Origin of the sequence: Falsiroseomonas oryzae, from assembly GCF_027856955.1 — a bacterium.
Classification (GTDB): domain Bacteria; phylum Pseudomonadota; class Alphaproteobacteria; order Acetobacterales; family Acetobacteraceae; genus Falsiroseomonas; species Falsiroseomonas oryzae.
Genome location: NZ_JAPSMD010000235.1, coordinates 1 through 8,455 on the forward strand (window position 1 = coordinate 1; position 8,455 = coordinate 8,455).

Annotated in this window: 7 protein-coding genes; 4 read left to right on the plus strand and 3 right to left on the minus strand. The window is 70.0% G+C overall.

Annotated features, from left to right (window positions below; genetic code table 11):
- The 4 genes from OZN99_RS19705 to OZN99_RS19720 form a co-directional block, all read left to right on the plus strand.
- On the plus strand, positions 1-746 hold a 746-nt coding region (locus tag OZN99_RS19705), incomplete at its 5' end, for an FAD-binding protein (RefSeq protein ID WP_270936967.1).
- A gap of 278 nt (positions 747-1,024) precedes the next feature.
- The gene (locus tag OZN99_RS19710; protein WP_270936968.1) at positions 1,025-2,971 is read left to right on the plus strand and encodes a PrkA family serine protein kinase; all 1,947 of its coding nucleotides are present in this window, start codon (positions 1,025-1,027) and stop codon (positions 2,969-2,971) included.
- Between the two features lie 173 nt (positions 2,972-3,144).
- Positions 3,145-4,440, plus strand: a complete 1,296-nt coding sequence (locus tag OZN99_RS19715; RefSeq protein WP_270936969.1) for a YeaH/YhbH family protein — start codon at positions 3,145-3,147, stop codon at positions 4,438-4,440.
- A complete protein-coding gene (locus tag OZN99_RS19720; protein ID WP_270936970.1) occupies positions 4,437-5,981 on the plus strand; it encodes a SpoVR family protein in 1,545 nt (514 codons plus the stop codon). Before OZN99_RS19715 ends, OZN99_RS19720 begins: the two co-directional genes overlap by 4 nt.
- Positions 5,982-5,993: 12 nt before the next feature.
- On the opposite strand, the gene OZN99_RS19725 is transcribed toward OZN99_RS19720, so the two are convergent.
- The 3 genes from OZN99_RS19725 to OZN99_RS19735 form a co-directional block, all read right to left on the minus strand.
- Entirely contained in the window at positions 5,994-6,467 is a 474-nt protein-coding gene (locus OZN99_RS19725; RefSeq protein WP_270936971.1) for a Rid family hydrolase, read from the minus strand.
- Positions 6,468-6,608: 141 nt separating this feature from the next.
- Positions 6,609-7,319: a metal-dependent hydrolase gene (locus tag OZN99_RS19730; protein ID WP_270936972.1), complete on the minus strand. Its 711-nt coding sequence runs from the start codon at positions 7,317-7,319 to the stop codon at positions 6,609-6,611.
- Positions 7,320-7,484: 165 nt separating this feature from the next.
- The coding region (locus tag OZN99_RS19735; RefSeq protein WP_270936973.1) for a xanthine dehydrogenase family protein molybdopterin-binding subunit at positions 7,485-8,455 on the minus strand (971 nt) is incomplete at its 5' end.

An 8,455-nucleotide genomic window follows, 5' to 3' on the forward strand; every position in this document is an offset into this window, starting at 1 on the left:
CGGCGGGCGCGGTGCATGTCGGCGGGCGCGGCGCGGACGGCACGGCGCTGCGCGTGACGGCGGCGCTTTCGCCGGCGCTCGCCTGCCTGGATGCCTACCAGGGCCAGCCGCATGTCTCGCCGCACCTGGTGGGCGGCGTGCGGCCGCGCTTCGGCGCGGCGCTGCCGGCGCTCGGCGCGATCCTGGTCAACCGCGAGGGCGCGCGCTTCGTCGCGGAGGAGATGGGCCCCTCGGAACTCACCGCGCATCTGCTGGCGCAGCCGGGCGGGCGGGCGGTGGAGGTGTGGGACACGGCGGCGCAGCAGGCAGCGATGGCGGGCGGCCCGTTCCGGCGCGCGGTGGAGCTGGGCGCGGTGGCGCGCTGCGACAGTGTCGCTGACCTTGCCGCGCGCTTCGCGCTGCCGGAGGCGGCGCTTCGCGCCACCCTGGACGACGCCGCCCGTTGCGCTCGCGGCGAGGCGACGGATCGATTCGGTCGGCTGCGCTGGGGCGCGCCGCTGGCGCCGCCCTTCCATGCCGCGGAGGTGACGGGCGCGCTGGCGCATACCCAGGGCGGGCTGGTGGTGGACGACGCGGCACGGGTGCTGCGCGCGGACGGCACGCCCTTCGCGTGGCTGTTCGCGGCGGGTGGCGCGGCCTGCGGGATCTCCGGCGCTGGCGCAGCGGGCTACGTGCCGGGCAACGGCCTGGCGCAATCCTTCGCGCTCGGGCTGCTGGCGGGCGAGGCGGCGGCGTCGCTCCGTTAAGAAGTCGGCTGCCCGCTCGTGCTCTGCTCGCCCGTGACGACTCGCCTCGGCGCAACACACACCATCATCTGACGAAGATGCAGGCATCTTGATGCGCGATTCATCGCCATCACGTCGTTGCATGAGGCGGGTGTTGCATTTCGTGGCATGGCGATGCCGCGCGGTGCTACCATCTGATCTAGGCCGGGCAGGGGGACACGGAAGCGTGACCGGATAAGGGCATCCGGCCGGTTTCGCAGACGTTCCGTTGCCGCTCGCCCGGCGTTGTGGAGCGGCCGATGCAGATTCTCGACGACGTCTTCTCCGGCTATGCGCGCGACTACGACCGGCGGCGCGACGCCGAAATGACGCTGCAGGAGTATCTGGAAGCCTGTCGACACGATGCGACGATGTTCGCCTCGGCGCCGGAGCGCATCCTTGCAGCGATCGGCGAGCCGGAGCTGGTGGACACGGCAAAGGATCCCCGGCTCGGGCGCATCTTCCTGAACCGCACCATCCGTCGCTACCCCGCCTTCGCCGAGTTCTACGGCATGGAGGAGACGATCGAGCGCATCGTCGGCTTCTTCCGCCACGCCGCGCAGGGTCTCGAGGAGCGCAAGCAGATCCTCTACCTGCTGGGGCCCGTCGGCGGCGGCAAGTCCAGCCTGGCGGAGCGGCTGAAGGCGCTGATGGAGGTGATGCCGATCTACGCGCTGAAGGCCGGCGACCAGGTCAGCCCGGTCTTCGAGAGCCCGCTCGGCCTGTTCGACGTCGAGAAGCACGGCGCGGTGATGGAGGACAAGTACTGCATCCCGCGCCGGCGGCTCGGCGGTTTCATGTCCCCCTGGGCGGTGAAGCGGCTGGACGAGTTCCGCGGCGACATCAGCCGCTTCCGCGTGGTGCGGCTCAACCCCTCGCGGCTGCGGCAGATCGCGGTGGCGAAGACCGAGCCGGGCGACGAGAACAACCAGGACATCTCGTCCCTGGTCGGGAAGGTGGATATCCGCCGGCTGGAGCAGTATGCGCAGAACGACCCCGATGCCTACGGCTTCTCCGGCGGGCTGAACCGCGCCAACCAGGGCATGCTCGAATTCGTCGAGATGTTCAAGGCGCCGATCAAGATGCTGCATCCGCTGCTGACCGCGACGCAGGAAGGCAGCTACATCGGCACGGAGAACATCGGCGCCATCCCCTTCCAGGGGATCATCATGGCGCATTCGAACGAGGCGGAGTGGCAGAGCTTCCGGAACAACCGGAACAACGAGGCCTTCATCGACCGCATCTACGTCATCAAGGTGCCGTACTGCCTGCGGGTGATGGAGGAGCAGCGGATCTACGAGAAGCTGGTGCGCAGCAGCGAACTGGCCGCGGCGCCCTGCGCGCCCGGGACGCTGGAGATGCTGGCCCGCTTCAGCGTGCTGTCGCGCCTCAAGAAGCACGAGAACAGCAACCTCTTCTCCAAGCTGCGGGTCTATGACGGCGAGAGCCTGAAGGAGACCGACCCGCGTGCGCGCAGCCTGCAGGAGTACCGGGATGCCGCCGGCAACGACGAGGGGATGGACGGCATCTCCACCCGCTTCGCCTTCAAGGTGCTGGCCGCCACCTACAACCACGACACCAGCGAGGTCGCGGCCGACCCCGTTCACCTGATGTATGTGCTGGAGCAGTCGATCCGCCGCGAGCAGTTCGGCGACGACACCGAGAAGCGCTACCTGGAGTTCATCAAGGGCGAGCTCGCGCCGCGCTATGCCGAGTTCATCGGCAACGAGATCCAGAAGGCCTATCTGGAGAGCTATTCCGACTACGGCCAGAACCTGTTCGACCGCTACGTCGCCTATGCCGATGCCTGGATCGAGGACCTGGACTTCAAGGACCCCGACACCGGCCAGCTGCTGAACCGGGAGGCGCTGAACCAGGAGCTGACCAAGATCGAGAAGCCGGCGGGCATCGCCAACCCGAAGGACTTCCGCAACGAGGTGGTGAAGTTCTCGCTGCGGGCGCGGGCCGCGAATGCCGGCCGCAATCCCGCCTGGACCAGCTACGAGAAGATCCGCGAGGTCATCGAGCGGCGGATGTTCAGCCAGGTCGAGGAGCTGCTGCCGGTGATCAGCTTCGGCTCCAAGAAGGACCAGGAGAGCGAGCGCAAGCACGACGAGTTCGTGCGCCGCATGACGAGCCGCGGCTACACCGAGCGGCAGGTGCGGCGCCTGGTGGAGTGGTACATGCGCGTGAAGCAGTCGGGGTAATGGAGAAAGGAGCCGCCATGTTCCGCACGGAGCTGGCGGCCCGCCGCACTCCAGGCGGGCCGAGGCCGCGAAAGCGGCCCGCGCACAACCCGACCGCGATGCCGGATACGCCGCTGGCCTGCGCGAAGCCAAGGCCGCGCAGCGGCCGCCCGGCGTCTGAGGGCATCACGTAGATGCAGATCGTTGACCGACGTCTCAATCCCGGCGGCAAGAGCCTGGCGAACCGGCAGCGCTTCCTCCGCCGCGCCAAGGACATGGTGCGCGAGGCCGTGCGCGATTCCGCCGGGGAGCGCAGCCTGAAGGACATGGAGCGCGGCGGCGAGGTGACGATCCCCGCCTCCGGCGTGAAGGAGCCGCATTTCCGGCGCGCCGCGGGCGGCCTGCGCGAGCACGTGCTGCCCGGGAACAAGGAGTACCTGGAAGGCGACACCATCCCCCGCCCGCGCGGCGGCGCGGGTGGCGGCGGCAGCGAGGGCAGCCCGGACGGGGAGGGCGAGGACGCCTTCCGCTTCGCGCTGACGCAGGAGGAGTTCCTCGACCTCTTCCTCGAGGATCTGGAGCTGCCGGAGCTTGCCAAGAAGCGCGTGGTGGAGGGCGACGCCTCCGGCGTGAAGCGCGCGGGCTTCGCCACCCAGGGCTCGCCGGCGAACCTCGCGCTCGGCCGCACCATGCGCAACGCGATGTCGCGCCGCCTGGCGCTGCGCCGCCCGAAGCCGCATGAGCTGGAGGAGCTGGAGGAGGCGCTGCGCCAGGCCGAGGAGACCGACCCGGCGGAAGCGGAGGCGCTGCGCGGGCGCCTGGCGCTGTTGCGCGCGCGCTCCACCCGCATCCCCTACATCGACCCGATCGACGTGCGCTACCGGCAGTTCGAGCCTGCGCCGAAGCCGATCGCGCGCGCGGTGATGTTCTGCCTGATGGACGTCTCGGGCAGCATGACGGAGGGGATGAAGGACCTCGCCAAGCGCTTCTACCTGCTGCTGCACCTCTTCCTGAAGCGCCGCTACAAGCATGTGGACGTGGTGTTCATCCGCCACACCCACGAGGCGAAGGAGGTGGACGAGGAGACCTTCTTCCGCAGCCCGGAGACGGGCGGCACCGTGGTCTCGACCGCCTTCGAGGAGATGCTGAAGGTGATGGAGGCGCGCTACAGCCCGGCCGACTGGAACATCTATGTCGCCCAGGCCTCGGACGGCGACAACACCAGCGCCGACAACGACCGCACCGCGCATCTGCTGACCGACCGCGTGCTGCCGGCCTGCCAGTACTTCGCCTACCTGGAAGTGGGGCGGGAGGACGATGGCGGCCCGATCGGCTTCATGCCGCGGGAGACGGAGCTGTGGCGCACCTACGGCAAGCTGCGCGCCGCGGAACCGCGCATGGCGATGCGCAAGGTGCGGCACCGCAAGGACATCTACCCCGTCTTCCGCGACCTGTTCCGCAAGGGCGCTGTCGAGGGAGCGAAGAGTTGAGCGTCACCTCCGACCGTCTGCTGTTCAAGGGCGCCGACTGGGACTTCGACACGCTGCGCCGCATCCACGACGCCTGCGAGGAGATCGCAGTCGGGGAACTCGGCCTGTCGATGTACCCGACACGCATCGAGGTGATCTCGGCCGAGCAGATGCTGGACGCCTATGCGGCGAACGGCATGCCCGTGCTGTATCGCCACTGGTCCTTCGGCAAGCGCTTCGCGCGGCACGAGACGCTGTACCGCAAGGGCTTCCAGGGCTTGGCGTACGAGATCGTCATCAACTCCTCCCCCTGCCTCTGCTACGTGATGGAGGAGAACACGGCGACGATGCAGGCGCTGGTGATCGCCCACGCCGCCTTCGGCCACAACCACTTCTTCCGCAACAACCACCTCTTCCTGGAGTGGACGGATGCCCACGGCATCCTCGACTACCTGGAATTCGCGCGCAGCTACATCATGCGCGCCGAGGACAAGTACGGCGAGGCGGCGGTGGAGCGCGTGCTGGATGCGGCGCATGCGCTGTCCTCGCACGGCGTGTTCCGCGTGCCGCGCCGGCGCGTGCCGGACCTGGCCAGCGAGGAGAAGCGGGAGCGCGAGCGGCGCCAGCACGAGGAGCGGATCTACGACGACCTCTGGCGCACCATCCCCGGGCCGAAGAACGCGCCGGCAGCCAAGGCCGAGGAGGCGCGCCGCCGCGCCCTGCTGCAGCTGCCGCAGGAGAACCTGCTGTACTTCCTGGAGAAGACCGCGCCGCGGCTGCGCCCCTGGCAGCGCGAGATCCTGCGCATCGTTCGCCACGTCGAGCAGTATTTCTATCCGCAGCGCCAGACGAAGGTGATGAACGAAGGCTGCGCCACCTGGGTGCACCACCGCATCATGACGCGCCTGCACGAACAGGGGCGGCTGACGGACGGCCACTACCTCGAGTTCCTGCACAGCCACACCAACGTCGTCTTCCAGCCCACCTTCGACGATCCGCGCTATGGCGGGATCAATCCCTATGCCCTGGGCTTCGCCATGATGGAGGACATCGCGCGCATCGCGACCGCGCCGGATGCCGAGGACCGCGAGTGGTTCCCCGACATCGCCGGCCGCGGCGATGCCGAGGCCGCGCTGCGCGAGGCCTGGGCCAACCATCGCGACGACAGCTTCATCGCGCAGTATCTCAGCCCGCGCCTGATGCGGAAGCTGCGGATGTTCCACCTGGTGGACGACCAGTCGGAGGAGGAGCTGCAGGTCGGCGCCATCCACGACGAGCGCGGCTACCGGCGGCTGCGCCGGGCGCTGGCGCGGCAATACGATGTCGGGCGGCTCGATCCCGACATCCAGGTGGACGACGTGGACCTGACGGGCGACCGGCGCCTCATCCTGCGCCACCGCGTGCTGGACCGGCAGATGCTGGAGCCGGAGGAGGCGCGGCAGGTGCTGCAGCACCTGGCCGACCTCTGGGGCTACGGCGTGCTGCTGCGGGAGGTGGATGCGGCGACCGGCGCGGTGCTGCGCGAGCACCACGCCAGCGCACGACCGGGAATCGTGGAGTAGCCTCGCCGGCGCTCAGCGCCGGGCGCGCGCGGCCGTCGCCAGCAGCTCGACCAGGCAGCCCGGCGCGGACAGGGCGAGGACCTGCGCCACGCTGCGCGCCGGTAGGGTGGGCTGCGCGAGGGTGCCGAAGAACTCGGCCCAGGCAGCGTCGAACCCGGCCATGTCCATCCGCCCGTCCAGCGCCGGGTCGCCGACCAGCAGCACCTGCACGCGCACGAGATCCTCGAAGTCCAGGCCGAGCCGCCGCATCCGGGTGTCCAGCTCGTGCAGCGCGGCGCGGGTCTGGGCATGGGTATCGGCGTAGCTGCCATCCGGCAGCATGGGCGCCACCACGCCCGAGAAATGCAGGATGCTGGCCGAGGCCGGCACTTCCACGGCCAGCGCCGCCGACACATCGGCGCCGAGGAGACCATGGCGCCGCACCTCCGCCGTTGCGCCATGGGGCGCGACGCCGGGTATCAACGCAATGATTGGAAGGGGGCGCATCTCCCCCTTGATGTGCGCCTGCGGGGGGGGCGGTTCAACTCGATGGAAATGTTTAATTTAAGAAATAGCGAACATGTGTAACTTGGCAGTTTCGGCACGGGGGCCGGACCTGGACCCCCGCGCCAGCTGCCGCGGGCGCGCTCAGAGCGTGACGGCGACGCCGACCTGCGGCACCAGCACCTTCGCCTCCGCGCCCTGCATGGCGGCCACGAAGCCATCTGGATTGGGTGCGATGATCGGGAAGGTGCCCCAGTGGCAAGGTATGGCCGTCCGCACGCTCGGCAGGAAGCGGCGCACCGCCAGCGCGCCGCGCTTGCCGTCCATGGTGAAGCGGTCGCCGACCGGCACGATGGCGACGGCCGGCTTATGCAACTCGTCGATCAGCGCCATGTCCGAGAACACCTCGGTGTCGCCCATGTGATAGACCGTCGGTTCGCCGGCGGCCTTGGGAGTCACGACGACGCCGTGCGGCAGGCCGAGGTCGTGACTGATGCCGTTCTCGTCCAGCTGCGCGCTGGAATGGAACGCGATGGTCAGGGTGACGCTGAACTCGCCCTGGTCGGTGGTGCCGCCGGAGTTCATCGGGTCCATGGCCTTCAGCCCCTGGCGGGCCAGCCACATGCAGATCTCGTAATTCGCCACGACCTTGGCGCCCGTCCGCTGGCTGATGGCCAGCGCGTCGCCGACATGGTCGGCATGGCCGTGGGTCAGCAGCACATGCGTCGCGCCGGCGGAGGCCTGTGCCGGATCGCCCTTGAAGGACGGATTGCCGGTGAGGAAGGGGTCGATCAGGACGACCGAGCTGCCAAATTCCAGGCGGTAGGCGGAATGGCCGAACCAGGTGAGCTTCATGGGCGCGTTCTCCCTTCTGCGCGTCGCGGGCGCGATGTGTAGCGGAGGGCGGGGCCGGCCTGAAGCCAGCGCCCACAGCGTGATCCACTTCAGTGGATCACGCTGTAGCCTTCGTTCGAGCGGCTGATTCACCCCTCCGGCGATCCCGCCTTCGCGGATCAGACGCTAGGGCGCGGCGTGCAGTGCGGCCCAGACGCGCTCCGCCGTCATCGGCAGCGCGACGCGGCGGCCGCCCAGCGCATCGGCCACCGCATTCGCCACCGCCGCCGGCGCGCCGTTGGTGGGCAGCTCTCCCACGCCCTTGATGCCGAGGGCGTTGTTAGGGGAGGGCACGGGCACCAGCGCGTGGCGGAAGGCGGGCAGGTCCTCGGCGCGCGGCATGGCGTAGTCCATCAGCGTCGCGGTCAGCAGCTGGCCGTCGGAATCGTAGCGCGCCGCCTCGCTCAGTGCGCCGCCGATGCCGGCCGCGAAGCCGCCATGCAGCTGGCCGGCCAGCAGCATCGGGTTGACCACCGTCCCGGCATCGACCGCGGCGGCGAAGCGGTCCAGCACGACCTGGCCGGTGTCCGGGTCCACCTCCACCTCCGCGATGGCGACGCCGGCGGGCCAGGTGACGACGCTGTCGGCGAAGTCTGCGCGGCCCTCGATGGTGCCGGTGCGGGCGGCGACCTCGAACAGCGCGATGCGCCGGTCGGTGCCGGCGACGGCATAGGCGCCATGCTGCCATTCGATGTCGGCGGTCGCGGCTTCCAGCAGCTCCGCAGCCGCCTCCATGCCGGCCTCGATCGCGGCCTCGGCGGCGCGGGCGAAGGTGGTGCCGGAGACGATGGTGGAGGAGGAGCCGCCGGTGCCGCCGCCGCGCGGGATGGTCGCGCTGTCGCCCTGCAGGATGCGCACGCGCTCCGCCGGCACGCCGAAGGCGGCGGCCAGCACCTGGGCATAGGCGGTGGCGTGGCCCTGGCCCTGGCTCTGCGTGCCGGTGCGGGCCTCGATCGTGCCGTCCTGGAGGACCTGCACGATGGAGGTCTCGTCCCCCCAGCCGCCGGAGCCGTGCAGGTGGCAGGACAGGCCCCGCCCGCGCAGCCGGCCCGCGGCGGCGGAGGCGGCGCGGCGGGCCGCGTAGCCGGCGTCGTCGG

What these genes read in the sequence shown, in the direction of transcription:
- OZN99_RS19710 (WP_270936968.1), top strand. Translation starts at nt 1,025, where the DNA reads ATGCAGATTCTCGACGACGTCTTCTCCGGCTATGCGCGCGACTACGAC.
- OZN99_RS19715 (WP_270936969.1), top strand. Translation starts at nt 3,145, where the DNA reads ATGCAGATCGTTGACCGACGTCTCAATCCCGGCGGCAAGAGCCTGGCG.
- OZN99_RS19725 (WP_270936971.1), bottom strand. Translation starts at nt 6,467, where the DNA reads ATGCGCCCCCTTCCAATCATTGCGTTGATACCCGGCGTCGCGCCCCAT.
- OZN99_RS19730 (WP_270936972.1), bottom strand. Translation starts at nt 7,319, where the DNA reads ATGAAGCTCACCTGGTTCGGCCATTCCGCCTACCGCCTGGAATTTGGC.